This is a genomic window from Halobacillus halophilus DSM 2266, from assembly GCF_000284515.1.
Taxonomy (GTDB): Bacteria; Bacillota; Bacilli; order Bacillales; family Halobacillaceae; genus Halobacillus; species Halobacillus halophilus.
The window spans coordinates 1,452,160-1,476,278 of record NC_017668.1 but is presented as its reverse complement, the minus strand read 5'-3'; the positions used below and the strand labels follow the sequence as shown (position 1 = coordinate 1,476,278).

21 protein-coding genes and 1 pseudogene are annotated in these 24,119 nt (G+C 40.9%); 14 read left to right on the top strand and 8 right to left on the bottom strand.

Annotated features, from left to right (window positions below; genetic code table 11):
- Window positions 1-270 precede the first annotated feature (270 nt).
- Window positions 271-1,023 (top strand): hypothetical protein, encoded by a 753-nt coding sequence (locus HBHAL_RS07220; protein WP_014642708.1) that lies wholly within the window; start codon window positions 271-273, stop codon window positions 1,021-1,023.
- Window positions 1,024-1,214: 191 nt separating this feature from the next.
- On the opposite strand, the gene HBHAL_RS07215 is transcribed toward HBHAL_RS07220, so the two are convergent.
- Window positions 1,215-2,165: an ATP-dependent 6-phosphofructokinase gene (locus HBHAL_RS07215; RefSeq protein ID WP_014642707.1), complete on the bottom strand. Its 951-nt coding sequence runs from the start codon at window positions 2,163-2,165 to the stop codon at window positions 1,215-1,217.
- A 639-nt stretch (window positions 2,166-2,804) separates the two neighbouring features.
- Here HBHAL_RS07215 and HBHAL_RS07210 point away from each other — a divergent pair.
- From HBHAL_RS07210 to HBHAL_RS07200, 3 genes are all read left to right on the top strand, one after another.
- Entirely contained in the window at window positions 2,805-3,626 is an 822-nt protein-coding gene (locus HBHAL_RS07210; protein ID WP_014642706.1) for a pyruvate, water dikinase regulatory protein, read from the top strand.
- Window positions 3,623-6,298 (top strand): pyruvate, phosphate dikinase, encoded by a 2,676-nt coding sequence (gene ppdK / locus HBHAL_RS07205; protein ID WP_014642705.1) that lies wholly within the window; start codon window positions 3,623-3,625, stop codon window positions 6,296-6,298. Before HBHAL_RS07210 ends, ppdK begins: the two co-directional genes overlap by 4 nt.
- Before the next feature lie 270 nt (window positions 6,299-6,568).
- Window positions 6,569-7,294 carry a DUF4386 domain-containing protein gene (locus HBHAL_RS07200; protein ID WP_014642704.1) on the top strand — a complete coding sequence of 242 codons (726 nt, stop codon included), beginning with the start codon at window positions 6,569-6,571 and terminating at the stop codon, window positions 7,292-7,294.
- Here the strand turns inward: HBHAL_RS07200 and HBHAL_RS07195 are convergent.
- Window positions 7,273-7,871, bottom strand: a pseudogene (locus HBHAL_RS07195) (Crp/Fnr family transcriptional regulator). The gene HBHAL_RS07200 and the pseudogene HBHAL_RS07195 overlap by 22 nt on opposite strands.
- A gap of 246 nt (window positions 7,872-8,117) precedes the next feature.
- Between HBHAL_RS07195 and HBHAL_RS21390 the strand changes: the two are divergent.
- The 3 genes from HBHAL_RS21390 to HBHAL_RS20790 all read left to right on the top strand — a co-directional run bounded on the left by HBHAL_RS21390 (window position 8,118) and on the right by HBHAL_RS20790 (window position 9,572).
- Window positions 8,118-8,291: a hypothetical protein gene (locus HBHAL_RS21390; RefSeq protein WP_158512357.1), complete on the top strand. Its 174-nt coding sequence runs from the start codon at window positions 8,118-8,120 to the stop codon at window positions 8,289-8,291.
- 167 nt (window positions 8,292-8,458) lie between these two features.
- Window positions 8,459-8,710 carry a hypothetical protein gene (locus HBHAL_RS07190; RefSeq protein ID WP_041601246.1) on the top strand — a complete coding sequence of 84 codons (252 nt, stop codon included), beginning with the start codon at window positions 8,459-8,461 and terminating at the stop codon, window positions 8,708-8,710.
- A 709-nt stretch (window positions 8,711-9,419) separates the two neighbouring features.
- Complete coding sequence (locus HBHAL_RS20790) at window positions 9,420-9,572, top strand: aspartyl-phosphate phosphatase Spo0E family protein (RefSeq protein ID WP_145956015.1); 153 nt, start codon at window positions 9,420-9,422, stop codon at window positions 9,570-9,572.
- Between the two features lie 240 nt (window positions 9,573-9,812).
- On the opposite strand, the gene HBHAL_RS07185 is transcribed toward HBHAL_RS20790, so the two are convergent.
- Window positions 9,813-10,622: a 5'-methylthioadenosine/adenosylhomocysteine nucleosidase gene (locus HBHAL_RS07185; RefSeq protein WP_014642699.1), complete on the bottom strand. Its 810-nt coding sequence runs from the start codon at window positions 10,620-10,622 to the stop codon at window positions 9,813-9,815.
- Between the two features lie 606 nt (window positions 10,623-11,228).
- Here HBHAL_RS07185 and HBHAL_RS21385 point away from each other — a divergent pair.
- The 3 genes from HBHAL_RS21385 (at window position 11,229) to HBHAL_RS20365 (ending at window position 13,723) form a co-directional block, all read left to right on the top strand.
- Window positions 11,229-11,633: an S-Ena type endospore appendage gene (locus HBHAL_RS21385; protein WP_041601245.1), complete on the top strand. Its 405-nt coding sequence runs from the start codon at window positions 11,229-11,231 to the stop codon at window positions 11,631-11,633.
- Window positions 11,634-12,737: 1,104 nt separating this feature from the next.
- Entirely contained in the window at window positions 12,738-13,142 is a 405-nt protein-coding gene (locus HBHAL_RS07175; protein WP_041601244.1) for an S-Ena type endospore appendage, read from the top strand.
- Between the two features lie 68 nt (window positions 13,143-13,210).
- On the top strand, window positions 13,211-13,723 hold the full coding sequence (locus HBHAL_RS20365) for a hypothetical protein (protein WP_014642698.1): 513 nt from the start codon (window positions 13,211-13,213) through the stop codon (window positions 13,721-13,723).
- Between the two features lie 45 nt (window positions 13,724-13,768).
- Here HBHAL_RS20365 and HBHAL_RS07165 read toward each other — a convergent pair whose 3' ends face one another.
- Complete coding sequence (locus HBHAL_RS07165) at window positions 13,769-14,650, bottom strand: BMQ_0737 family morphogenetic spore coat protein (RefSeq protein ID WP_014642697.1); 882 nt, start codon at window positions 14,648-14,650, stop codon at window positions 13,769-13,771.
- Between the two features lie 658 nt (window positions 14,651-15,308).
- On the opposite strand from HBHAL_RS07165, the gene HBHAL_RS07160 reads away from it, so the two are divergent.
- Window positions 15,309-16,262 (top strand): calcium/sodium antiporter, encoded by a 954-nt coding sequence (locus HBHAL_RS07160; RefSeq protein WP_014642696.1) that lies wholly within the window; start codon window positions 15,309-15,311, stop codon window positions 16,260-16,262.
- Window positions 16,263-16,389: 127 nt separating this feature from the next.
- On the opposite strand, the gene HBHAL_RS07155 is transcribed toward HBHAL_RS07160, so the two are convergent.
- The 3 genes from HBHAL_RS07155 to HBHAL_RS07145 all read right to left on the bottom strand — a co-directional run bounded on the left by HBHAL_RS07155 (window position 16,390) and on the right by HBHAL_RS07145 (window position 18,520).
- On the bottom strand, window positions 16,390-17,061 hold the full coding sequence (locus HBHAL_RS07155) for a TVP38/TMEM64 family protein (RefSeq protein ID WP_014642695.1): 672 nt from the start codon (window positions 17,059-17,061) through the stop codon (window positions 16,390-16,392).
- Between the two features lie 145 nt (window positions 17,062-17,206).
- The gene (locus tag HBHAL_RS07150) at window positions 17,207-17,395 is read right to left on the bottom strand and encodes a helix-turn-helix domain-containing protein (RefSeq protein WP_014642694.1); all 189 of its coding nucleotides are present in this window, start codon (window positions 17,393-17,395) and stop codon (window positions 17,207-17,209) included.
- A gap of 708 nt (window positions 17,396-18,103) precedes the next feature.
- Window positions 18,104-18,520 carry a universal stress protein gene (locus HBHAL_RS07145; RefSeq protein WP_014642693.1) on the bottom strand — a complete coding sequence of 139 codons (417 nt, stop codon included), beginning with the start codon at window positions 18,518-18,520 and terminating at the stop codon, window positions 18,104-18,106.
- Between the two features lie 221 nt (window positions 18,521-18,741).
- Here HBHAL_RS07145 and HBHAL_RS07140 point away from each other — a divergent pair, with 221 nt between their 5' ends.
- The 3 genes from HBHAL_RS07140 to HBHAL_RS07130 all read left to right on the top strand — a co-directional run bounded on the left by HBHAL_RS07140 (window position 18,742) and on the right by HBHAL_RS07130 (window position 21,080).
- Entirely contained in the window at window positions 18,742-20,202 is a 1,461-nt protein-coding gene (locus tag HBHAL_RS07140) for a SulP family inorganic anion transporter (protein WP_014642692.1), read from the top strand.
- A 22-nt stretch (window positions 20,203-20,224) separates the two neighbouring features.
- Window positions 20,225-20,647: a universal stress protein gene (locus tag HBHAL_RS07135; protein ID WP_014642691.1), complete on the top strand. Its 423-nt coding sequence runs from the start codon at window positions 20,225-20,227 to the stop codon at window positions 20,645-20,647.
- A 235-nt stretch (window positions 20,648-20,882) separates the two neighbouring features.
- Window positions 20,883-21,080, top strand: coding sequence for a hypothetical protein (locus HBHAL_RS07130; RefSeq protein WP_014642689.1), 198 nt, complete (start codon window positions 20,883-20,885; stop codon window positions 21,078-21,080).
- 1,104 nt (window positions 21,081-22,184) lie between these two features.
- On the opposite strand, the gene HBHAL_RS07125 is transcribed toward HBHAL_RS07130, so the two are convergent.
- Window positions 22,185-24,071, bottom strand: coding sequence for an LTA synthase family protein (locus HBHAL_RS07125; RefSeq protein ID WP_014642687.1), 1,887 nt, complete (start codon window positions 24,069-24,071; stop codon window positions 22,185-22,187).
- Window positions 24,072-24,119 lie beyond the last annotated feature (48 nt).

The following is a 24,119-nucleotide window of genomic DNA, read 5'->3' as shown; positions in this document are numbered from 1 at the left end:
AATTGGGAATTAATGCTATAGCATGTTAGAATGTATTTATAGTCATTCTTTAGACAGATTTGGTCGAAGAATGATGAAAATGGATAAAAATTCATTAGTGGCACGTAATTTTAGTGGGAGCTCATGAACTGGGCTAACCGTTTAGATAAGGCTAGGCGCTTTCAGGAGTACTGAAGCGCCTTTTTTGGTGGCAAAAAATAAAAGGATTTCTAGGCTGTCGTAATAAATGTTGTACGCGTGCGGGGTGATGGAAGTAAAGGAGAATTTCAAATGAAACAAATATATGCTTTTGAATCGCAGGAAGAATATATGAAACATCAAGATACCATTGAAAAGTTTACTGAAAAATTAAAAACTTATCAACAGGTATTGGAAGAAAAATACGCTTTAAATACTTTGCCAAAAGGAATAGTCTGGACCAGTGAAAATTTAGCGACGACCTTTTTTTCTGAGGTCCCGGTCCCAGCCTATACAGAGGGTGATGTGATCTACATTTCTCCTGACCTATCGGCATGGAGAAGGTTATTGGCAGAACAAGTAGAAGGGCTGAATATTTCAGAAGTAGAGGACTTTTTTGCTCATTGTTCTGATGATTGTTTGTTCACTATATTGGCACAGGAATTGACCCACCATGCAAACCTCTTCGTTGAGGAGTTCGATGGTGATCGTAAATTAAATACCTGGTTTGAAGAAGGAATGTGTAATTATCTCTCGAGAAAACACTTATTAGATAACGCTGAATTTAAAGAATTAACGAATATTGAGGTAGAATTAGTGGAAATTTTCAAGGATAAATATGGGCAGCATTCTTTAGACGAACTGGAAAGCAATTTTCCTCAAAGTAGTAGCCTGACTCATAGAATGTTTGATTATTGGCGAAGCTATCTTATTGTAGAGTTCTTAGTAGAAGTTCGAGCTAATAACGATTTGGATTGGATTTTCAGCGAATACAACAATTGGGATCGAGCAGGAAGAACAGTTCCATTATTACAGTATTTCGAAATGGAAAATTTCTTTAACTGAAGGGCGAGCATCTAATTAATTGCTTTGCCATAATCATTAGGGAATAATCTTTAAAAGTATGGGCCTGTTCCTTAGGTAAAGGATCAGGCCCACATTTATAGACCAAACACAAAGTCTTCCTTAAGTTTGCGATCTTAAGGAAGATTTTTGGCTTTTTATGGTATACCAACCCTTTTTTAGCTTAATTCATATCAGGATAGTTTTTTAAACAACTGATACATACTTTCGCCCATATCAGCCTTATGAGAAGGAAGCTCATCTAAATCATAACTCACCAGTTCATTGTGGTAAATTCCAACCATTTTACTTGATTCATGATTCAGCAGTGATTCAATTGCAAACACTCCCAGCCGGCTGGCTAAAATTCGATCGATTCCTGTGGGCGCGCCCCCGCGCTGGGTATCGCCTAAAGCGATCAAACGCGACTCCACTCCTGCTTGCTCTTTCAATTGGCGTTTGAAATCCTCCCCATTTATACTCCCTTCCGCAATCACAATAATGCTGTATCTTTTCTCATCTCCAGCCTTGATCTGTTGAATAATATAATCTGCATCCTCTTTCCAGCCTGGAATTAATATTTTCTCAGCGCCGCCGGCCAGTCCAGCATAATACGCTATATTTCCCGCATCCTCCCCCGCTACTTCAACAATGGAGGTTTTCTCGTGAGACGATGCGGTGTCCCGAATTCGATCTATGTAATGGATAATGTTGTTGAGGGCTGTATGGAAACCTATCGTGTAATCCACCCCTGGAATATTACTTTCAATGGTGGCAGGTATGACCACACAGGGGAAATCGAACTTACTGAAGGCCTGGGCGGTTTTTAGAGCCTCTCTACCGCCAATAATAACAAGCGCTTCTATATTTTCATTTTTCAAGTTCCCTATTCCTCTCTGCAGACCTTCCTCTGTATAAATTTCTTCGCTTATAGACGACTGCAGGATGGTTCCTCCCCGTTGCATGATCGAGCCGACCGACTTTTCATTTATTTCCTCGAATAGTTCATGAATCACACCATACGATCCATGCTTTACTCCCACCATTTCCATGCCATGATAAGTACCTGATCTTACGACTGCACGGATGGCAGCATTCATGCCTGGAGCATCTTCTCCACTCGTTAATACACCGATTTTCTTCATTATATTTGCCCTCCTTGTTTATGGATCACTCTAGTTATCTTTTGTTAATAGGCACATTTAAGCCCTCATGATGGATGTATAGATACCAATCTCAGGAGGGACGTATGACTGAAAAGCTTATTACTTTCTTGCCCTGGGGTTATAAAAATAAAAAACGCCCCCAAAAATATAGCAGATTTATTAATAATTGGAGGATTTTATTGGTAATGCTATTTAAACACATTTCACTTCATAAATGAACTATAAGAGAAACTGGATTGCAGTACTACCTCCATCCACATGAATCTCCTCCTCCATCTATTTAGTGCGACTGGATACCTCAGGGTTACGATGTCCTGCCCCGACTGTGTTAAAGCTTCAGCGGGTCAGGGTCCCTATTCACCTATAGTTCCTCTTAACTAACTTCGCCTCTACAATCTGCAGAAAAATACTTTCAAACAATTAGCTATCTTTCTATTGAAACCAATCACAAACAGTGATACGATACTATTCATACAAATAGTATGTCACATTACCATTTTAATTGATAAATAGTATGACATAATGATTAATGAACACTTCCACAAAGGAAGGGTTCTATACTTACTCATGCCGTTTCTTACGGCTGATTCTATTACGTTAAGAATAAGGAGATGGATAGTGAATAAAAAAGAAACGGTCTTTGTCGTATCAGATTCGATCGGGGAAACAGCTGAACTAATGGTCAAAGCTGTCGCCAGTCAATTTTTTGGAAAAGAAGTCGAAATAAAGCACTTTTCCTATGTCGAGGACATCCAGGATATAAACAATGTCATTACGAATGCGAAGTATAGTCCTTCCATTATCGCTTACACCATTGCCCTTCAGGATTTAAAAGAATATCTTGACCACAGAGCTTTAGAAGAAGGAATTATGGCTGTTGATTTAATGCATCCTCTGATGGATGCGTTTGCTCAAACATTCGATATGCAGCCCAGTCTACAACCCGGGCAAATGAGAAAATTGGATGAGAACTATTTTAAAAGAGTGGAAGCCATTGAATTTGCTGTGAAATATGATGACGGGCAGGAAGTACGTGGCTTAAAACAAGCCGATATTGTTCTCATTGGAGTATCTCGAACATCTAAAACTCCACTCTCTATGTATCTAGCCAATAAACAGTTTAAAGTAGCGAATGTACCTCTCATCCCAGAGCTCCCACCTCCTCAAGAACTTTTTCAAATTCCAAGAAAAAAGTGCGTTGGACTCATCATCTCACCAGAAAAGTTAAATGACATCCGCAGAGAACGATTGAAAAGTCTGGGTTTAACCAACGCTGCAAACTATGCCTCATTAGAGCGTATCTTTGAAGAACTGGATTGTGCGCAAAATATCATGAAAAAAATCGGCTGTCCGATCATTGATGTGTCTAATAAAGCTATAGAAGAGACAGCTGATATTATATTAGCCATGTTTAATAAAAGGGGGAGCTTTGCACAATGAATAACCAATTTGTATTCCTATTTGATCAATCCGAAAAAGGAAAGAAAGAACTTCTGGGTGGAAAAGGCGCGAATTTAGCTGAAATGACCCGTATTGGTTTACCCGTTCCTTATGGCTTCACCATTACAACCGCAGCCTGTAATGCCTATTATGATGCAGGCCAGGTCATTTCAAAAGAGGTCGAGTCCCAAGTATTAGAAGCCCTTCACACTCTTGAAACTAAAACAGACAAACGATTAGGCGATCCAGCCAATCCGCTCCTCGTTTCTGTTCGCTCAGGTGCCGTCCATTCCATGCCGGGCATGATGGATACCGTTTTGAACCTTGGAATGAATGACGACACAGTAGAAGGAATGGCAGAGCTTACAAACAATCCTCGATTTGCTTATGACTCCTATCGCAGGTTTATCCAAATGTTCAGTAATGTGGTCCTTGATGTAGATAACTACTTTTTCGAACAACGATTAGAAGATTTCCGTGAAGAAAAGGGCTACCATTCCGATACCGAGCTAACCGCTGAAGATTGGATACAGGTGATTGCAGCATTCAAATCAATTGTACTTAAGCAAGTTAAACGAAAATTCCCTGAGGATCCAAAAGAACAACTCTTCCTTACCATTAATGCCGTGTTTGATTCATGGAATAATCAGCGGGCTGTTTTATATCGCCGTCTGCACCATATCCCTGGCCATCTTGGTACAGCCGTCAATATCCAGAGCATGGTGTTTGGCAATATGGGAGATGATTCGGGTACAGGAGTGGCTTTTACCCGTAACCCATCCACCGGCGAGTCTAAGCTTTATGGAGAATACTTAATCAATGCTCAGGGAGAAGACGTGGTGGCAGGGATCCGTACCCCTCAGCCGATTGCCAGTCTTCAGGAGGATATGCCAGATGTCTACCAACAATTAGTCGAGACTTGTCAGCTGTTAGAAAACCATTATAAGGATATGCAGGATATTGAATTTACCGTTGAAGGTGGAAATCTGTTTATCCTCCAGACACGGACAGGGAAACGAACAGCCCAGGCAGCCATTCGAACCGCTGTGGAAATGGTAAAAGAAAAGATCATGGATCAACGGGAAGCCCTTCTGCGTGTGGATCCAGATCAACTTGATCAGCTGCTTCACCACCGGATCGACCCTGAACATAAACGAGAGCAACTCGCAGCAGGCTTACCCGCTTCCCCTGGCGCTGCCACCGGCCAAGTTGTCTTTGATGCGGATGAAGCTGAAGAACTATCCAGGGATGGAAAGAAGGTTATCCTTGTCCGACCTGAGACTACACCTGATGATATCCACGGAATCGTGGCTGCCCAGGCTACCGTTACGAGTCGCGGTGGAATGACCAGTCATGCCGCTGTTGTAGCTAGAGGGATGGGAAAAGCATGTATATGCGGCTGCGACTCTATAAAGATTCACTTAGAATCCAAACAGTTTATCGCAGGGTCTACGACGGTGAATCACGGGGATACGATTACGATCGATGGTTCAACAGGAGAAATCTTCCTGGGCGAAATTCCAATGATCGAACCAGAGCTTTCAGATGAATTCCAGCTCCTGCTTCGCTGGTCGGACGAAGAAGCAAAAATGGGCGTCAGAGCAAACGCTGATAATCCAGTCGATGCTGAGAAAGCCCTGGAATTTGGAGCAGGAGGCATTGGGCTTTGTCGTACAGAGCATATGTTTATGGACGCCTCACGCATCCCTACGGTACAAAGCATGATTCTTTCTGAAACGACCGCTGAACGTAAGGAATCTCTGGACAAACTCCTGCCTATGCAGCAACAGGATTTTGAACAAATATTTGAAACGATGCAAGGACATCCAATCACCGTTCGCTTATTGGATCCACCCCTCCATGAGTTTTTGCCGGACAAAGAAGAACTGCTCGTTGAGGTGACAAAACTGCAACTGACCGATCCTCATTCATCCGAGCTAGAAGAAAAACAAAACCTGTTACGGAAAGTACGGTTATTGGAAGAATCGAATCCGATGTTAGGACATCGGGGCTGCCGCTTAGGTATGATACACCCTGAAATTTACGAAATGCAGGTCAAAGCCATTTTTAACGCAATGGCTAACGTGATGGACAAAGGAATAAACGTTACATCCGAAATCATGATTCCTTTGGTCAGCCATGTGAATGAACTTAAGAAAATGCGCCAGCTGGTAACTACGATTGGGGACCAAATTCAGGGAGAAACAGGAAAGACATTCGACTACTTGATTGGAACCATGATTGAAACACCGCGTGCAGCGCTAACAGCCGATCAAATTGCCGAAGAGGCAGACTTCTTCTCTTTTGGAACCAACGATTTAACGCAGACCACGTTTGGATTCAGCCGAGACGATGCCGAGGGCAAGTTCCTCCAGCATTATGTAGATCGTGATGTGCTAAAAAGAAATCCATTTGTTTCATTAGATCAGGAAGGCGTAGGAAAGCTTGTGGAAAGTGGTGTGAAACTGGGGCGTAAAACAAAGTCCACCCTAAAAACAGGCATTTGCGGCGAGCATGGTGGTGAAAAGGAATCGATCCAGTTCTGCTTTGATTTAGGCATGGATTACGTAAGCTGCTCCCCTTTCCGTGTTCCTTCTGCAAGGCTTGCAGCAGCCCAGGCCACCATTCGTCATGAACAAATTAATTCTAAGAAAGTACCTCAATACAGTTAAAAAGAAGTAATATTTAATGAATGCTCTCACTAATAAAAAAAGAAACTCTAAACTCCTCCTTGTCCTTGGAAGGAAGTTTAGAGTTTCTTTTTTATGACGTACTTGTTCTATACAGTACCCTTCAAGTTACAAGTCCAAGTATTTTCCGTGCACTTTTTGAAATTCACTTGCCAAAAATTTTAAAAACACCAATTCCTTGATTTAAGTCAAGGAAATTCTTCCTCAGGCAAAATACAATAGGTATGAAAGCAAATTCGAGGAGGTCCTTATATGAAATCAAGGAGAACAATGAATCAGAACATGCAGCAGAAAGGAGCTTTCTTTTCAGGTGTCGCCTTACTTGTCATGACATTGGCTGCATTCATTGCTCACGGGTATTTTCACAGTTCATTAGTCATAGATGGAGATGCGGCCGCTACATTAAAAAATATCCTAGCATCTCCATTCCTGTTTCGACTTGAGGTGCTTGGTTGGCTGATCATTATCATCACGGATTTAATCGTATCATGGGGATTCTATGTGTTCTTAAAGCCGTTTCAGCCTGGTTATGCCTTACTGGCCGGCTGGCTTCGTTTACTTTACACAGCCGTTCTAGCCATTGCGGTTTCCCATCTTGTTATAGCCAATGGCATAGTTCAAACCTCTGCGGCAGATTTAGCACACCACGTCATGGCTTCCATCACAGCATTTGAAGCCATCTGGTCATTTGGATTAATGATATTCGGTCTTCATCTTATCGCAGTCGGCCTGATCGCCTTGGGTACAAGAAAAATACCAAAAGTCATCAGCATTTTACTCGTTTTAGCGGGAATCAGCTACTCGTTCATTCATTTCATGTACGGTTTTATCCCACAAATGGAACGTTTTACAGGGATACTGGAATTAATTCTTATGATCCCCATGTTCATTGGAGAATTAGGTTTTGGTATATGGTTATTGTTGAAAGGGAGAAATTTGACTTTGGACGACGAATCCTACTCCACAATCCTCAGATGATTCGCTGCTGCCCGTTTCTTTATACGGCTTAAAGATTCCGGCTTGATTCCCAAGTAGCTTGCCAACTGGTACTGGGGAACACGGTCCACTAAATCTGGTCTTTTTTCCATCAAACCATAATACCGCTCTTCTGGGGTCGAAGAGATGAAAGCTGAGAAATCATCCCTCATCGTTCCCATATCTTCTTCCATCATTTTGCGAGTCATGGTCTCTAGTACCGGATGCATGTCGTAACTTTCCTGCTCCGTAGCTAAATCACCTACAACAAGCGTACAGTCTTCCAAACAGCCGAGTGAATAGGGAGACGTTTGATCAGTCGTGTGCTGATTAAAAATCGTCACACTTTGTTCTTCGGTAAAGAAATTGTACGTATTCTCATTTCCATTTTCATCTACAGCATACTGCCGGACACACCCTTGTAAAACAAAATAGCATTTGTCGGGAATGTCTCCCTGATGTAAGAGGAGATCGTTCCTTTCTTAAAAGCAGCCACCAGAACATTCTCAGTCAGTTTTTTTAATTCGGACTCGCTGAGATCGGAGAACCGTTTCATATACTGGATCAGAACATCTTTCATGTTCGTCAGCTCCCTTATTGGAAATGGTATTGGTTCTTCTATTATATCAGTATGTAACAGGTACAGGAATGATGGTTGGAGGTGAGGCTAAGATATTGTGAAATGATGATTAATTAAGGAGTAAAACCTTGCAGATCAGATTCGCTAAAGTGAAATGAACGTGATAGTATTACTTATTTGTACCCCCTATTAAACGATTGGATGAAGAGGCCATCTAAATTTTATGTTATCCAGGAGGAGATAAATTTGAACCTATTTTTCTTTATTTCCGTAATTGTTGCTCTGACTTTCATTTTTTTATATTTTGTACTCCAAATTGACTTAAAGAAGAAGAAATTAGAGTTAGAAGATAAGAAACTGGAGTTAGAGAAGAGAAAGTTAGAAATCCACAAAGAATGTCAGAAAGAAGAAAAGCGTTAATAAAATTTCTATACAGGGCAAAGGACAGAGTTTAAATTTAGCTCTGTCTTTCGTTCGTCGTAATCCCGGCATGTAATGGTAGTAATTAATTCCAATCCTTTAAAACCTGATTTTTTGACTATTTATTATGTTAAAGTAATATAATATTGGCCTCAAGGAGAGTTATAATGGATTTAATTTTTTTCCTTAAAAGTAAGCATTATCATACGATCTTATTTACCAAGTGCAGCGGGGAAATGACTACTCTACCCTTAGCTACGTTTAAGAATGAACAGGAACTCTTAGAAGTTCTTAATATAAAGCCTGAATTAGTACAATATTTCCCGTACGAGGCAGAACCTTATTTAGTCTTCATTGAAACAAGGCAAAGTGTTCGCGTTAAGCTTCTGGCAAGTTCCCCTGTATTAGAAACAACCTAAAAGAACAAAGGTAATGGTCATTTTTGCTTCCAACTGCCCTCTACAGCAATCAAGTCTTCTTGGGTTGCTGCTCTTACATAAAATCCCTCCCAGTACAAATATATCTTCTTCCCATGGTTCACTCTGCGTGAATTGTTCAATTACTTTTTCCAAAGTAATGAATTCACCTCATTAACTTCTACTTCAATTCATAACTTGGTAGAGGCACTTATTAGAACTTGAAATTATTTTTATAATATACTAATATTAACTTCCTACTGTTGCCTCTCTCACCTTAGAGAGGAGGAAAAATTTGAAACCATATGAAGTGGGTTCCTTAATAAAAAGTTACTGCAAGAACTGCTATCATCATGAACAAATAATTATTAAGGTATCGCCTAAAGAGTTCTCTGAAAAAATTGTATACACTTTATGGACTCAATGCACCAGGTGCGGAGAAAACCACACTCGTTTAACACAAATCCATGAGTGATATTTTCACACTCCTATTAAAAGAGAATATGTGGTACACATAAGTTAACGTGTCAGAGCCTGCACTTTGACACGTTTTTAAACCGAATGACACCCTTTAGCTAATGGGAGATCGAATGGAAGAAATGTTTCCTGAATTCAGAGGTACTACATATTCTTAATACCATAAATAGCGCCTCATGAAACAGAAAACTGGATATTGGATAATCTTTGTCTATGTAAAAATTGGAGGTGGATAATGTCAGATAAAAAACATTTGGAAAATCAAATTGAAGAAACAAGAGTACGAATGTATGCAGCTTATATGAATGAAGCCGTCTTTCGAGATATTTTGATTATTTCTCAACAACTGGATTACTTACTGAATAAATTGGAAAATATTTCTAAATAAAAAACCCTCACTCTGGGAAAGTGAGGGAAACAAAGATTGATCCCCCACTCTCAGAGCCGGGTACAGGCCGTGACGGTTTATTTAGTATTGGAAAACCTAACCTGTTTTTCCATTGTAGAACAATTTAAAACAAACTTCTACATAAAATCATAACTTTTTTCACCAACATTCATGTTACTGTTCATTTCACATTCCCAAGAAGAGGCTAACCTTTGACATAAGGTTAGCCTCTTTCCACTTCTAAATACCTTTTAACATTTCTTCTATCACATGACTGGAGTTCTGAGCGGCTTCTTCCACAAAGTTTTCCTGAATTCCAGCCGCTTCTTCTCCTGCATCATCCGAAGCTGAACGAATGACGACGTACGGGATTTTATTTAAGTAGGCAACCTGTCCAACAGCCGCTCCTTCCATCTCCACGACATACGCATCAAAGGTTTCATAAATCCATTCCGTTTTTTCTTTGCTTGCAATAAATTGGTCTCCTGTCGCAATCGGTCCTTTGAATACATCTACATAATCAGGAAGATCCTTTGCGCCTTCTTCAGCCAGTTGTATCAATTCCTGATCTGCTTCAAAATACCTGGTGTCCATGTATGGAATTTGCCCCGGCTTGAAATCTTTAGCCGTTTCGTCCATGTCATGATGCACCGTCTTTGTAGAAATAACGATGTCTCCAAGACCTAGATCAGGGTGGATTCCTCCAGCTACGCCTGAGTTAATCAATACATCCGCATCAAACTCACTGATAAGCATTTGAGCTGCCGACGCTGCATTCACTTTCCCTATTCCGGACTTCACAAGGACAATCGGCTGGCCTTCTAATTTGCCTTCATAAAAGGTTAATTTACCTTTTTCCGTTGTTTCTTCCACTTCCATATGAGAATGAAGAATGTCAATTTCCACTTCCATTGGACCTATGATTCCGATTACTTTTTCTTCTTCTTTGTCAACTGCTCCTGCACTCTCGGGCTGTTCTCCACATCCCGCCAGCAAGAAAACGAAAAGCACGACCCCGGTTAAACGAATGACACTTTGTTTAAAATTCATTCTATCTCTCCTCCCGATTAAATAAAAAAACGAACATTATGTAATTTATTTATGAAAACGTACGTTTTTTATTCTACACAACTCACTTCTCCTTGCCAACCTTTCTTTTCACATTTTTATAAGACGAATATTCATGAACAAAATGCGAGTACATCCCTAAGTTGTTTAATGAATCTTCAATTAAGCCCGTCACGCCATGTGCTGTTATTGAACTGACCTTGATCCCGTGTATAAGCCTCGGAAAAGCGATTGAGCAGATAGGGTTTTACTCAAGAAGGCACTTTTTAAAGTAAGCCTTCATATGGCTAAGCGATTAAGCAGGAATAAAAATATATCCTTATGCTCAATAATTCCAATAATGAGCTAACTTTGGATTAAATGGACACCTAAATGTATGAATAGAATGCAGTCAGAATCCAGTCGAACAAATCAATACAAATTTAGTTTTAAATCATAACTAATTTCCTCTTTTCAACATTTAAGCTTTGTATAAATACGCATTCTATTATTTTCAAGAAAAACTTGTTTATATAGTAAAAACCCCTATACAAATCCTTTATTTTTGCATTTACTATACTATTACGTTAAGAAGAGGTGAAGGAATAAATGGGAAATTGTAGTGCTTGTTGTCCGGATCAATCCGTTATTGGCGATATTGTCACAGATAATTTTTGTGGAAACTTTGTTTTATCGTGCAATGAGGAAGATCCTGACATAAACAGAATTTGGAGTCTAGATCCAGATTTATTTAATGCTGGAGCCCAGAGTGCAGCCACCGTTAGTGTTTACTATGACGTTGGATGTGACAATTTAATAACGATGACAGCGACAAAAAGAGACCTGAGTACTATAGATATGGTGATACCTCGTCAAAATACACGATCCATAACTGTATTGGATATAATAGCTATCGATATTTTTTGCACTTCAGAAGGACCTGACACTACGGTCTGTCGAGGAAAATATTGTGTGGATCTTCATTATGATGTATTAGAACCACCAGGGATTTAAAAAGATGATGGGGCAAAATCTACTTGAATGAAAAAACCGAGAAATCAGATTTGAAAACCCTGATTTCTCGCTTTTTTTCGCATTTTGTACGCCTGACAGTTGTTTCATACATACCGCCCAGATTTTTTCTTTATTATAAAGAAACTTCTTTGTTATGGGCTTTGTTAAAGTTTATTGTTGATTTCTGATAAGAGGCTTATTACACAATAGGGCTGGATACTGTAAGCCTCCGTTTCGAAATATTATGTTGAAAAAGGGGCTTCAGTGAACGACTAAGCCAGCTGCATCGCCCACTTTCCGCGTGCATGCGCTGCGTCTCCTCAGGCTGGCGCCTTCCGGGGCATCAACTGTCAATTCCCCCCCACTATTACACTCTTATTAGTCCTAAGCTAAATCAGGATATAAACAGCAAAGAGAGCTATTTAGTTCTAGCACCAAGGGGCTAGTGAGACTCCCCTTGCTTCTGTACGATAAGGCAACATCGAATCGCTACGCTCTTCGTGTTTTCTTTATCTACGTGAGCTCAGTCCAGTACATACGCCTGTGAACAAGATGCTTCCGCTTTTAACTTTGAAGTCTCACCGTTCCCTTCCGCCCTTTGCCACACCAGATTCTTCGGACCAGCTCAATCTAATCTTGATAAACGAATCGAAATCGCTCAAACACTTATGTTAAAGACTGTTTTTTGGCAATTCCTATATGCTCATGCTCGGAAGGTTTCGTTTCATAAAATTTGATAAAGAGGGCTAGGAAATGGCGAGAAACCTGTGGTATGAACATGATCGGTAAGATCCCGGAAAGCGTAGCCTGAGGAAGCTTTCCGCTGAGAAGGTTCGTCTAATAACGCCACATCGTATGGCAACGTCCAATGACCCTGTATCTTGCAGAACACGGAAAGCGATTCATTTCCAAGACCCCATTCATCCAAACAAAGTGAAGCAAACCGATCTTACACCATTGGGAGCTTAACATTAAAGTCATACAGAAGTTTTCCAGAGCCCTTTTATAAAAAAGAGATGATTTACTATCACTTTCTCTTATATTAGTCCAAGCAATCTCTATGTTTCTTGCATCTAATAGTATAGAAAAGGAGGTGAATGAGAAATGGGAAATTGTAGTGCTTGTTGTCCGGACCAAACCGTGATTGGCGATATTGTCACGGATAATTTTTGTGGAAATTTTGCGATTCCTTGTAATTCAACGGATACAGACCTAATTAGAGTGTGGCGATTAGACCCGGATTTTTTTAATGCCGGTGCTCAGTCGGCAGCTACCGTAAGTGCTTATTACGACCAAGGGTGTGACAACTTGTTAGAAGTGCGCGTCTCCAAGCGATTTGGTCCGCCTGAAATTTTTAGAGTGCCACGTCAAAACACACGCTCTATTACCGTGTTGAATGCAGTGAGTGTGGATATTCTTTGTCGTTCAGAGCAAAACACCGAGGCAATATGTAGAGGAAAATATTGTATAGACCTACATTATGATGTACTTGAACCACCAGGAGTATAATAACGTTTAATCAAAATCCGAACTGTTTATTTCAGTTTAATAATATAGAAAGAAGGAGGAACTTGGGAATGTGTGATTGTGGAGATTGTGGGTGCTGTCCAGGTTCAAATGGTTCAGGTTCAGGTTTATGTGACTGCTGCGTGGACCCTATGCAATATGTGTTAGAGCAGCTTATAGGTCGAGTGGTGCGTATAGGGACGACAGATACGAGTTCAGGCACATATCCAAGCGCTACCATATTAGACGTTAATGATTATATTATCACCATCCGGCAAGGTGCGAACACGATTGCTCTACCTATTTGCTTGGTCGTTGGTGTTCAGAACGCTCAAGTACAGAACGTTCTCTTATTACCACCTCCTCTTTCGAACGAAGGAGAGTGCGATTGCTGCGAGAGACCTTTACGAGAACTTTTCGATGGAATTACGACAGCAGATGTAGATGCTCTCGGGCAAGCGTTTAATAATTTATCAAATACACAAATTTTAGAAACAGGAGAAGGAATTGTAAAATTACGAGATAACAACGCCTTTATTGCCCTCTCTTTATGTAAAGTCGCAAGTGTTCAAAATTTTTCTTAAGTTGATAAGGGAGAGGTACTCTTTTAATTACAGCCTCCCCCCTAATTATGGATTTGCGCTTAAGCAATTACCCGTGGAAAGTAGTCCACGAGGAGAACATTCACGTGCTTGAATTCCCAATGTTGTATCTGCGGTGACCTTTATGTTTTGGCATATTTCTATCGAAATTTCTAAGCGCCAGCAATTATTCAAATTTTTGATAGAGCTGATTCTGCAACAGAAATCCGTGACTTCGCATTGGAGGGTAGTCCCTTCAGGCGCACAAAGCAAAAGTTGCTCCATTTTATTAAAAGGAAACACACACAGTTGCCGACCTTTATCATAAGTCAAGCCGACACAACCTTCCTTACATAGATTGACTTTTTGCAATATAGTCTGTTGTCCATTAGGGAGGATAATTTCCGTATTTTTTCGCTCACCTATTTCTTTGCAGTCTAGTACCTTAATCGAGATCGGTCTCCCACATTCATTAGATAAATAACAATTTCCTTCCTGACAATTCCGTAAATCTTCTATTAAATTTCTAGAAAGAAAATAATGAAGAGTGAGACAATAAGTTCCTCTTACCGTGACTAGAGGATTAGTATTTATTAACGCCAGACTGTTCAAAGTTGAGAAAGTTTGGGTAAACTGTTCCTTGTTACCTGTTTCAATCGTTCTTCCATTAATAAGAACCTCTAAATCATTTAAACTGCCACTTGCCAACGATAGGGAAACAGTACCTGCTGAGGGCGAGGGAAGAGTGGATTCCCAAAGAGGGCAAGTCTGTTCAGTGGAGGCTATCGCAAAATTACCGCAAATTTCGTCAGTGACTCTTTTTTTGATTTTAGGTATTTCTATACAAGTAGTAAATTGCAAAGGAACAATAAGCCAATCATATACTTTTTCTACATTTACACAATGTAAACTGCAGTTGTTTTTATCCACTATGGTCTTCTCCTTTCTTACGATCTATGGTGATCGTTGGGGAAAACATTTAGTTTCTTCTACAGGTATTTTTAGTTGTATGGTTTCTCGGGAGACACACGCTCACTCCTAATATCATGTCATTAAATAACTAAGTTAAGCCCTTCCATACTCCCCATTTTACTTCTACCCGCGTTTGAGCTAACTCTTACTTCGGTGTAAATATAGGGATACATAGATTGTTTTAAATTCAGGTTATGGTTTATTAAACAGTCAAGCCTTTGTAATTCTGCCTTATTCAAAGCTCTTATTAAGATATGCACGTGAATAAATATCGAGTAGGCTAAAGTGTATGGATACATAAATCACATGTTCGGCGCCGCGTTAGACTTAAAAATAATGAATAAAAATGTCAGTTCGAGAGAGAAAAGGGTAAAATCTTGAATATTCTGAAAGTTACAGGAACAGGAATAACTACCTTATATGGAACTTGAATACCACAGACTGTAACCAGTCCCCACGCCTGGGGGGCATCAGTAATCCTAAGATAACTTCTCCCTTCTTTCCTAGAACGAGAACGTACTAACTAGCTTAAAAAGCGTATCTCTATACTTTTCAACTCTAACGAAACAAGTTATGGTTAAACTAGAAACAATAAAAAGGAGTCTGAAGAGCATCTATGGCTTACATATTTTTACTTATTGGCTTCGGGTTATTAATTAAAGGAGCCGATTTATTTGTTGATGGATCTTCCAATATTGCCAGGCTGCTCCGTGTTCCACCTATCTTAATCGGGTTAACGATTGTAGCTTTAGGCACAAGCTCTCCTGAAGCAACCGTCAGTATCCTTGCCGCTTTACAGGGAAATGCTGAAGTTTCGCTGGGGAACGTGGTAGGAAGTAATATCTTTAACATCACGTTAGTGGTAGGAATTGCAGCCTTCCTCTATCCATTAATGGTAGAAAGTGAAACAACCAAAAAAGAAATTCCGTTTACATTGCTTGCCAGCGGAGCGTTGCTCGTCCTGATCAGTGACATAAAGCTACAGGGACTAAGTGATAACCTGCTCACACGCAGTGACGGCATCATCTTTTTATTGTTTTTATCTATTTTCATGTACTATGTGATTGAAGTAGGCCTGAAAAGTCGAAAAGATTCAAAAGAGGACCCCATTCCTTCAAATATTAAGTGGGGGAAAAATATTGGTTTAACGTTAGCCGGATTAGCAGCGATTATTTTTGGAGGGGACCTGGTAGTCGACAGCGGCACAGCCATCGCCTTAGATCTTGGAATGAGTAAAACATTAGTAGGATTAACCATCATTGCGATCGGCACATCGCTTCCTGAACTGGTGACCTCCATTTCGGCTGCCTTGAAGAAAGAAAGCGGAATTGCTTTAGGGAATGTGGTAGGGAGTAATGTTTTCAACATCTTATTTGTTCTTGGGGCTTCAGCTGTCGTTACGCCTTTACCTGTGAACGGAAAGATATTTACCGACGTGCTGATTATGATTGCCTTGAGCTTGTTGCTGCTCTTATTCTCGAGGACTCATTATAAGATTGGAAAAAGAGAGGGTTTCATCCTTCTGACGATGTATATCGTTTATCTTGTTTTTATTATTTTGAGAAACTGAGAATGATATTCTTTACGGAACAGAAATCTAGAAATAAAAAGATAGGAAGCTCCATATCTAGCTAAAATGGAGCTTCCTATCTTTTATACTGAACATTCCCTCGAATGCAGGCGTATTTCTCATCCATTCACCCTTTTTTCTCTTTATTCTCCTCTAAATCAAGCCAATTTTTCACTTTATGTCTAAAGAAGAATGATAGACTCAAAAGGAGCACAAGCAACAGGACGGCCGCCCCGATAATGAGCGGATCTCCTGCCATTAAGCTTGCGCCAAGCGTCCCATAAACAAATACACCAGGCAGAATTCCAATCCACGTTGCAGAAAGATAGGTAGAGAAACGTACCTTCGTCATACCTGACAGGTAGCTCAGCATACTAAAGCCCATGAGAGGGAAAAGCCGTAACAGCAGCACAAACCAAAACCCTTGTCTGTTCATTCTTTCTTCCGCTCTAGCAGACCAGGAATATTGATGGAATTGAAATACCGCTTCCCCGAAAAAACGTCCGATCAAGTAACCCGTAGCTGCTGCCCCGCCCGCTCCCAGCCATATATACAAAGTTCCCGGCCAAAACCCATAAGCTAAACCGGCACTCATCGACAATACCGGCGCAGGAAACATCATAAAAGGAGCAGCCATATAAGCTGCTATAAAGATAAAAGGTGACAGCCAGCCAAAAGCCGTAATCATTTGCTGGATATCATTCGGAGTGATATGCCACCTGAAATGAATGAAATAAACCATCGTCAAGATCAAGACCACAAATAACAAAATTCTTGATGCATAACTTCCCCGGCTCATTAGCTTTCACCTTCTTCCTCCTTCTGACTTCTATCTTCATTATATCGTTTTCTTCCTCACTATTTGTTAGAAAAATTATAGAAATTCAAAACAAAGCGCACGAAAAAACCCTCTAAATAATAGAGGGTTTTTTTTCGTGCACTTATTATAAATGCTCACCATGCTGAAGTTTCCTGATATGTTCTCTTAAATCTTCTTTTCTCACCCGCCAGTGACGCCCGATCTTAAAGCCCGGGATACGTCCTTCCTGTACTAATTTGTATGTGGTCACTTCACTAATTTGTAGATATTCAGCAACTTGAGAAACCGTCATGATTTCTTGTTCATTGTCCATGGACAGACCTTCCTTTATTACGTTTGTATTTTCTATCTACAAGTTTATACCTTCTGCCCTTGTAACTCAAATATATTACCAATTTCTTTCTTACTTAACGACTTTACTAAACTTCAGTATTGATTTTAAAGATAAGCTCCCGATACTGGAAGACTCAGTTTCGAGATATTGGTATGAGGATGGTCCTGCAGGGGACGATTTCGCTTTCCACGGGCATGTGCTGAGCCTCCTCAGGCTTCGCCTTCCGGGGTCTCACCGATCATGTTCATCCCGCAGGAGTCTACATCGTCCCCCTCCGGACCTTGCGAAATAGGGAGCTCGAAATCATGTTTGGAACGCCCTGGTTTACGGTGGGTATAAACCTATAACAATGAGCGCGTACGTGGGATAATCCCTGCTATAGAAGCATTAAAGGCTGATTCAGGATGATGAATTCTTCTATTGAAAGGTCCGTTCACTCTTCCATCATAGGGTGGCGAAGGAAACGACGAGACTCCCGCGGGAGAAGGAGCTAGGCGAGACCCCGTAGGGAGTGAAACGAGCGAGGATGCTTGCCAGTTCCCCCGCAGGAAAGCGAGTTGTTTCCGTAGCCAGCCCCTTTCTATATTAGCAACGGACCAAAGATATCTCGAATTCGAGTCTTACGCAAACCGGCACTTTTGCGTAATAAGCCTCTTATGGTAAATCAACCATACACTTTCACAGTGCCTACTTAATAATCAACACCGGACATTGTACCCTCTTCGCCACTTTATGACTCACACTTCCCAGCACCATTTCCTGAAACGTATTCAGTCCCCTGCTGCCGATTACAACTACATCATAATGGTTTTCATTTACATGGCGGACAATGGCAGGTCCTGGATCACCTTTTAATACTTTCACATCATAATTGATTCCCGCTTTTATAAATACCCCTTCTGTAGAAAATAGACGCCCTTTCCTAACCGTGGACAGGTCGGCCATATTCTCACTCAGGACATCACTTTTAGAAGTCGAGCCGCTAATCGCATACAGAATCGTAATCTGTGAGTCTTCCGATAGCTGAGCTAACTGCAGCGCATGTTCAGCAGCCCTCACCGCATGATTCGATCCATCCGAAGCTATAAGTATATGAGAAAACATTGAATCGCTCCTCTTCTGCTATCCATTATTAAATCTATGTTAATGATAACGCTTAACTAAAGGAAACCTATTGCAAAACATTTTTCTTTATTATAGTCTATTATAGTCAGTTATAAAAGAACGGTATTGAAACCTAACCCAAACCGCTAAATTAAATCATCTTATAAATCTGGCTGCTGTGAGACTCAGCGGTCTAAAAAAATAATAGAAAGAGGGTATGTATGTCAACTTTATCAATTAAAGAAAATTGGCTCGGAAACATAAAGGGTGATGTATTATCAGGAGTCGTTGTGGCATTAGCCTTGATTCCTGAAGCCATCGCTTTCTCGATTATTGCAGGTGTAGACCCAATGGTCGGGTTGTACGCATCCTTTTGTATATCCGTTGTGATTGCTTTTATGGGTGGACGCCCGGGAATGATCTCTGGGGCCACAGGTGCCATGGCTTTAGTCATGATTACCTTAGTTGCTCAGCACGGGATTGAATACTTGCTCGCCACAACGATCCTGACGGGGATCTTACAGGTATTGTTTGGAGTCTTTAAGTTAGCTAGATTCATGCGGTTCATTCCCCGCTCCGTTATGGTAGGATTCGTGAATGCTTTAGGGATTTTAATTTTCACTTCCCAATTGCAGCACTTTGAGAATGAACCCTGGGTGATTTATGCATTAGTTGGGTTAACTTTAGCTATCATTTATCTATTTCCACTGGTTACTAAAACCATCCCTTCCACATTGGTCGCCATTGTGGTCGTATCCGCCATTGCAATATGGATGAACATCGGTGTCAGAACGGTTGGGGACATGGGAGAATTAACACAAACCCTTCCTATGTTCGCTTTGCCCGATATGCCGCTGAATTTTGAAACCCTGATGATTATCTTCCCTTATGCTTTAGCGTTAACGATTGTCGGACTACTAGAGTCCCTTCTTACGGCTTCCATCGTTGATGATATGACCGATACCGAAAGTGATAAAAACAAAGAAAGCCGCGGTCAAGGATTCGCAAACATCGTGACGGGATTCTTTGGCGGCATGGCTGGTTGTGCGATGATTGGTCAGTCCGTCATTAACGTGAAATCCGGCGGGAATGGACGGTTATCTTCGCTGGTGGCAGGTGTCGTTCTCATGTTTATGATTATCGTTCTGGGTGGAGTTGTTGTTCAGATTCCAATGGCCGCACTCGCAGGTGTCATGATTATGGTTTCTATTGGTACGTTTGACTGGGGCTCCGTCCGGAATATTCACAGAGTACCACGTTCTGATGCGGCTGTCATGATTGTAACGGTGCTAACTGTCGTCATCACGCACAACTTAGCCTACGGCGTTCTTGCCGGCGTTGTACTCAGTATGATTTTCTTTGCGGTTAAGATTTCCAAAGTAAATGTATTAACCTTGTACGCAAATGAAGGGAAAAAACGCATCTATTATGTGCAAGGTCAGTTATTCTTTGCGTCGGTTACAGACTTTCTTAATTCGATCGATTTCAAAGATCATGTCGAAGAAGTCGTTATCGATCTTAACGACTCTCATCTATGGGATGACTCAGCCATCGGTGCTCTCGACAGTATCGAATCGAAGTTTGAACAAAACGGCATTAAAGTTAAATTCATCGGCTTGAACGGGGAGAGCTCCAGACTATTGGCTCGACTTGGAGGCGTCTCCAAAGGATCCGGTCACTAAATTATGAATAGGAGCATGATGTATGTTTAAAAATATTTTACTCGCGACGGATGGTTCTGATCATTCCCGTCGCGCAATCGATCAGACACTAAAAATGGTTTCCCCGCATAAGGAAGAGGTGCACATCGACCTTGTATATGTGGTTGATGGTGAAACATCTAAACAGGACGTATTGAACTATGGGGATTCTCATACAGCTACTAAGAAACGGAAAGAAAAGTTCCTGGACGTCATCAAATATGTAGAGTCAGCCGGTGTTTCCACCAAGTTTCTGATGTTACATGGAGATCCCGCTGAAGAAATGATTGAATATGCCAACCAGGAAGATTATGATTGCGTGGTTATTGGAAGCCGCGGGCGTAATAAATGGCAGACGTTGATCCTGGGAAGTGTCAGTCATAAACTCGTGAAATATGTTCAGTCTCCAGTAATCGTCGTTAAGTAAAAAAAAGCGTGCAGTTCATTAATGAGCTGCACGCTTTTGCAAACGAAGAAAATACTTCGAATGGCTTAACAGGGATTGAGCAGAAAACCAATTTCCAGGAACTCTGCGACATAATTTTAACAATACGAACTATGAATCACAAATAATTAAGCAAAACTGAGTGTATTCATTTATCATTTAATATAATGAAACTCAAGCTGTTATAATTAATTAAAACAAAAAGCGGTGAGATTTAATGAGTATAATTAAAACGTTAGTTGGTATTTTCTTTTGCGCTCTTTTTACGTTCGTCGGCATCTATCGACTAAATAATGAAACTCTAAACAATTTTCCATTCATTGTATCAATTGCTTTTACAATTGGCTGCCCCATTGGTATATTGATCATGACGATTAAGGTTATGAAAGCTAAAAAAGAAGGGAATCTCTATTAAGAAACCTTCCAAATACTAAGCTGTGGTAAGAATCAAGAGTTCTTAAACCTTTCCACCCTTATTCCCTGAGTAAGCTGGCGATTCAGTTCGCTTTCTGACATCCATCCACAAAAGGGCCCCTCACCGGGCCCTTTTCTTATTTTCTAGTTCCACCCGCTAATTGCGGTTAAATCATTATATACACGATCAGTCTATATATCTACCTCCTTCCGATACTAAATCCAACACCGTAACATCCCTTGGTTTGGAAGATATGGACACTACTTCTTCTATTTTTACATCCCGTCTTTCGCTGCCTTTCCTTAATAAAAGGCTCTGTTAAACTTCTGTGTTGATTTAAAAGTAAAGCTCCCATTACTTGAAGACTCAGTTTCGAGACTTTTGAGAGAATTAGGTCCGGAGGGGGACGATTTCGCTTTCCGTGGGCATGTGGTAAGCTTCCTCGGGCTTCAGCCCTGCGGGATCTTACCGATCATGTTCATCCCACAGGAGTCTACATCGTCCCCCTCCGGACCTTGCGATATATGGAGCTCTAAATCTTATTCGAAACGCACCGGTTTATGATGGAGATTAACTATTAAAAACAAGCGTACACGTGTGGAAAATTCCCGCTATAGAAACATTTGTGGCGGATCCAAGCACCTCTCCATCGCCTATAGAAGGGTCCGTCCACTCTTCAATCATAGGGTGGCGAAGGAAACGACGAGACTCCCGCGGGAGAAGGAGCTAGGCGAGACCCCACAGGGAGTGAAACGAGCGAGGAGGCTTGCCAGTTCCCCCGCAGGAAAGTGTTCAAATGTGGCATCACCCCGAAAGACACGACCAGCATAAGCCGATCATCAAAAGGATTGCGGTTTTTCAATCCGTTGATGATCGGCTTATGTCTCGAGTGTCTGGGTGATGGAACAAGACGAGTTGTTTCCGCAGCCATCCTCATCAAATTTTTGGAAACAGCCCAGATTATCTCGAAACTGAGTCTTCCACAATCCGGCCCTATTGTGTAATAAGCCTTTTATGAATAATCAACAATAAACTTAAACAGAGCCTAATAAAAAAAGCTTGCAGAAAACCCTAAGGTGATCTGCAAGCTTTTTATCCAGCTAATTATTTCCGCTCTTGCTTAATCATTTCTGTTTCATCAAGATACCGCAGCAAATCTCCGTAAACGATAGAGTCTGAGATCTCCAGTTCTTCTTGCGCTTGTTTGAAGCCTTCAGCACAAGCCTCACCTACTACTTTCTCTCCCGTTTCTCTATCAAAACAGGTTTCATTCACACCTACATAATCCTCGTTAGCAAAATTACCATCTCGTGTAATGGTCATCCCATTCCGATCTTTACTAAACAAATCATGACCGAATTGGACCGGGTTGTCATCGTCCACCCCTAAAAGATTCATGATCGTCGGACGTAAATCAATCTGGCCCCCAACAGTCTCATGTTCTTTTGGTTCTATTCCTTCTCCAAGGATGAGAAGAGGCACACGCTGAAGCTGAAATTGTTCATAGTCATTAATATCTTTGCCCAGATATTCTCCCATGGCCTCCTGGTGATTCTCTGATATCCCGAAATGGTCACCATAAATGATAAGCACGGTATCGTCATAAAGATCTGAACGCTTGAAATCCTCAACAAACTGTTTTAAAGCTTCGTCCTGATAGCGGATCGTTTGGAAATAACGGTTCAGCGTACCACTTGAAGTATTCCCTTCTTCAATCAATTTCTTATCTTCCGGAAGGGTAAATGGATAATGGTTGGTCAGAGTAATCATCTTGCTATAGAACGGCTGCTCTAACTCTTCCATTTTATCTAAGGAGTCACTAAAGAAGTATTCATCAAGATAACCCCAGCCGTAGGATTTATCTTCTGTAACGTCATAATCTTCTTTTGAATAATACTCATCATAGCCAAGAGAGTCATACATGACATTCCGGTTCCAAAATGTTTGATCATTGGCATGCATATTCACAGACGTATAGCCCTCTTCCCCTAACACTTCAGGGGTAGCTTCGTATTCGTTACCCGCATGAGTAAAGAAGGCCGCTCCACGATTCAGGCCATACAATGAATTGTCCAGCAAAAACTCGGAATCTGACGTGCGCCCCTGTTTAACCTGATGATAGAAGTTACTAAAGTAAGCACCTTCTTCTTTGAGATCGTTAAAATAAGGGGTGAGTTCTTTTCCGTTTAATTCTCGGTCCACAACAAATGTCTGGGTGCTTTCCAGGGATAAAAGGATCACATTTTTCCCTTCAGCGACTCCTGTCATTTCACTATTTGGATCCACATCTTTCTCATTTATATAGTTTAAGGCAGGTACTAATTCGTTACTATCCGCGAACGTTTTTTTCATCTCCGTTTGTCCCTGCAACACACTATCGTAGATGTGAAAATCAAGCACCCCAATATTTTTTACTAACAAATTACGGTCAAAGGCCCGTTTTAAAAGCTCTGGACGCTCTGTCTGTGCCCAGCCCAGGTTAATTAAAAATAACGGCACGGCAATAATAGCCAGCACAAGACCTTCCTTGCGTTTCGGTAGAAAACTTTGAATACGAGAAGGGTTCAGATAGAATAATAGAAAGATCGCAACAAATACGTCCACAAACAGGAAAATATCTGTGGCCGAGAGGATATTCGTAATACTTCCTCCAAGACCTGCCAAATTTGCTAATTGACCTAACATTGGAATCGTAATGAAATCATTGTACTCACGATAAAACAAAACATTGAGATAAAGTAAGACGGAGCCAAGAATGTAGGCCCCAAGCAGTCCTTTACGGCCGGCCAGTAAGATTCCTAATCCAAAGAGAAGAAAAATACTGCTCAAGGGATTAAAGGCCAGGATAGCTGCTTGATTTATATTTTCTAAACCTAAAGTGAAAACCCCACCTTGAATAAACGTCATCTTCAGCCAAAACATAGCGAAAACAACAGCATAAATCAGCTTCTTTTTAGAAGAAGCATCGTTTCCTTTCCATTTTTGAAACATTTATAAGCCTCCATCAATTGATTCTTGTGATAGTAATCATTACAGTTC

What these genes read in the sequence shown, in the direction of transcription:
- HBHAL_RS07220 (WP_014642708.1), top strand. Translation starts at nt 271, where the DNA reads ATGAAACAAATATATGCTTTTGAATCGCAGGAAGAATATATGAAACAT.
- HBHAL_RS07215 (WP_014642707.1), bottom strand. Translation starts at nt 2,165, where the DNA reads ATGAAGAAAATCGGTGTATTAACGAGTGGAGAAGATGCTCCAGGCATG.
- ppdK (WP_014642705.1), top strand. Translation starts at nt 3,623, where the DNA reads ATGAATAACCAATTTGTATTCCTATTTGATCAATCCGAAAAAGGAAAG.
- HBHAL_RS07200 (WP_014642704.1), top strand. Translation starts at nt 6,569, where the DNA reads ATGAAATCAAGGAGAACAATGAATCAGAACATGCAGCAGAAAGGAGCT.
- HBHAL_RS07190 (WP_041601246.1), top strand. Translation starts at nt 8,459, where the DNA reads ATGGATTTAATTTTTTTCCTTAAAAGTAAGCATTATCATACGATCTTA.
- HBHAL_RS20790 (WP_145956015.1), top strand. Translation starts at nt 9,420, where the DNA reads ATGTCAGATAAAAAACATTTGGAAAATCAAATTGAAGAAACAAGAGTA.
- HBHAL_RS07185 (WP_014642699.1), bottom strand. Translation starts at nt 10,622, where the DNA reads ATGAATTTTAAACAAAGTGTCATTCGTTTAACCGGGGTCGTGCTTTTC.
- HBHAL_RS21385 (WP_041601245.1), top strand. Translation starts at nt 11,229, where the DNA reads ATGGGAAATTGTAGTGCTTGTTGTCCGGATCAATCCGTTATTGGCGAT.
- HBHAL_RS07175 (WP_041601244.1), top strand. Translation starts at nt 12,738, where the DNA reads ATGGGAAATTGTAGTGCTTGTTGTCCGGACCAAACCGTGATTGGCGAT.
- HBHAL_RS20365 (WP_014642698.1), top strand. Translation starts at nt 13,211, where the DNA reads ATGTGTGATTGTGGAGATTGTGGGTGCTGTCCAGGTTCAAATGGTTCA.
- HBHAL_RS07160 (WP_014642696.1), top strand. Translation starts at nt 15,309, where the DNA reads ATGGCTTACATATTTTTACTTATTGGCTTCGGGTTATTAATTAAAGGA.
- HBHAL_RS07155 (WP_014642695.1), bottom strand. Translation starts at nt 17,061, where the DNA reads ATGAGCCGGGGAAGTTATGCATCAAGAATTTTGTTATTTGTGGTCTTG.
- HBHAL_RS07150 (WP_014642694.1), bottom strand. Translation starts at nt 17,395, where the DNA reads ATGGACAATGAACAAGAAATCATGACGGTTTCTCAAGTTGCTGAATAT.
- HBHAL_RS07145 (WP_014642693.1), bottom strand. Translation starts at nt 18,520, where the DNA reads ATGTTTTCTCATATACTTATAGCTTCGGATGGATCGAATCATGCGGTG.
- HBHAL_RS07140 (WP_014642692.1), top strand. Translation starts at nt 18,742, where the DNA reads ATGTCAACTTTATCAATTAAAGAAAATTGGCTCGGAAACATAAAGGGT.
- HBHAL_RS07135 (WP_014642691.1), top strand. Translation starts at nt 20,225, where the DNA reads ATGTTTAAAAATATTTTACTCGCGACGGATGGTTCTGATCATTCCCGT.
- HBHAL_RS07130 (WP_014642689.1), top strand. Translation starts at nt 20,883, where the DNA reads ATGAGTATAATTAAAACGTTAGTTGGTATTTTCTTTTGCGCTCTTTTT.
- HBHAL_RS07125 (WP_014642687.1), bottom strand. Translation starts at nt 24,071, where the DNA reads ATGTTTCAAAAATGGAAAGGAAACGATGCTTCTTCTAAAAAGAAGCTG.